Here is a 1647-nt window from a genome sequence, read left to right as displayed (position 1 = left end):
TGACTGGCCGTTCTCTATCCGGTCGTGCGCTCGGTCTGGTTCGAACGGGGTCCTGGATCGGGTGACTTGTGGGCTGGTGGGGCATAGAGGAAGGGCCTCTTGGTAGCTCGCGGTTGTCGAGTCCAGCGAGAAGCAAGAGGCCCTGTTGTCGAAGTGTCGCGTGGTCATGGTTGCCGGGTCCAGTCCGTCCACTCCTGGGTGTGACTGTCTCGCCCATCGGTTCGGGAATGCGGCTGACTGGCCAGGGCGTCGGCCGCGGTACGGCTCGGATATGAGCGATGCGGAGTGGGCGTCGGTGCGGGATCTGCTGCCAGTGCCGGGATGGCTGGCGGGCCGGGGCGGGCGTCCGGAGGGCTACTGCCACCGGCAGATGATCGACGCGGTGCGCTATCTCGTCGACAACGGCATCAAGTGGCGGGCGATGCCGTCTGACTTTCCGCCGTGGCCGCGTGTGTATGCCTTCTTCGCCCGCTGGCGGGATGCGGGATTGGTGGCCGAGCTGCATGAACGTCTGCGCGAGGCCGTCCGCACAGCTGAGGGCCGCAGCCCGGAGCCGAGCGCGGGGGTCGTGGACTCGCAGTCGGTGAAGGCGGACGCCACGGTCACCTTCGCTTCACGGGGTTACGACGCCGGGAAGAGGATCAGCGGGCGCAAGCGGCACGTGCTCACCGACACCCTCGGGCTCCTGCTGGCTGTGCTGGTCACGCCGGCCTCCACGACCGACCGGGACGCTGCCCGCGTCCTGCTGCCTGCGGCGAAGAATCATTTCCGGCGGCTGGTGCGGGTCTGGGCCGACGGCGGTTACACCGGCCACCTCACCGACTGGACCGTCCAGCACCTCGGAGTCGTCCTCGACATCGTCCGCCGCAGCGACGACGTCCAAGGTTTTCAGGTCCTGCCCCGCCGCTGGGTCGTCGAAAGATCCTTCGCCTGGCTCCTGCGCAGCCGGCGCCTGGTCCGTGACTACGAACGGCGCACCGACACCAGCGAGAGCATCATCCTGTGGTCGATGACCATGCTCATGAGCCGGCGCCTGGCCGCCCAGCGCCAGCAGCGTCCTGCTCCGGCGAGGGCAGCATGAACCTGCCCGGCTTCTCTTCGACCAGCCAGCCCCGTTCCACCAGTCGTTTCAGCCGGGCCCTCGCTCCCTCGACACGGGATGCCAAGGCGCTGTCCCAGCCCAGCACCACCGCCGCCTGCCGGGCACCGAGCCCATCGGCTCCCGCCTCCAGGGCGGCGGCCATCAATGCCTGGTAGTCCACCGACAACACCTCAACCCCGGCCGCGTCGTCCCGGTGAGGCACCGCCCGGCGTGGTCCCACCGGCTTCTTCTGCGACACGGCGGCCACGGCGGGTGCATCCTCCTCGGCCAGCGCCTCCAAATACTGCTCCAGCCCGATCACTCGACGCCTGAGCACCTCTTCCGCCTCCGCCAGAGCCACCCGCACCAGCTCCAACTCGGCTTCGAGTTCCTCCACTCGCACCGCCGCAGCTTTCTGCCGCGCTTCCAACACCGCCCGCATCGACGGCATCCGCCACCCCCATGACATCTCGGTCAGCAACGGAGCGAGACTTCCGTGCCAGCCGCAATCTCATGCCTGACCAGCAAAAACCGCACCTGGGGTTCGGAAAGAGAACGACCTCTGA

2 protein-coding genes are annotated in these 1647 nt (G+C 68.2%); one reads left to right on the top strand and one right to left on the bottom strand.

From position 1 onward, the window contains the following. The first annotated feature begins 271 nt into the window (after nt 1-271). On the top strand, nt 272-1081 hold the full coding sequence (locus ACPXCS_RS39560) for an IS5 family transposase (RefSeq protein WP_425952352.1): 810 nt from the start codon (nt 272-274) through the stop codon (nt 1079-1081). Here the strand turns inward: ACPXCS_RS39560 and ACPXCS_RS39555 are convergent. Further along, nucleotides 1020-1523 (bottom strand): hypothetical protein, encoded by a 504-nt coding sequence (locus tag ACPXCS_RS39555; protein ID WP_425952353.1) that lies wholly within the window; start codon nt 1521-1523, stop codon nt 1020-1022. The genes ACPXCS_RS39560 and ACPXCS_RS39555 overlap by 62 nt on opposite strands. Nucleotides 1524-1647: the final 124 nt, after the last annotated feature.

Origin of the sequence: Streptomyces sp. DT190, assembly GCF_049846985.1 — a bacterium.
Classification (GTDB): domain Bacteria; phylum Actinomycetota; class Actinomycetes; order Streptomycetales; family Streptomycetaceae; genus Streptomyces.
Note: the sequence above shows the minus strand (reverse complement) of the source record. Positions and strands in the feature narration are given on the sequence as shown.

Bases quoted from the DNA above. Each gene is read 5' to 3' on its own strand.
- ACPXCS_RS39555 (WP_425952353.1), bottom strand. From the start codon at position 1,523: ATGCGGGCGGTGTTGGAAGCGCGGCAGAAAGCTGCGGCGGTGCGAGTG.
- ACPXCS_RS39560 (WP_425952352.1), top strand. From the start codon at position 272: ATGAGCGATGCGGAGTGGGCGTCGGTGCGGGATCTGCTGCCAGTGCCG.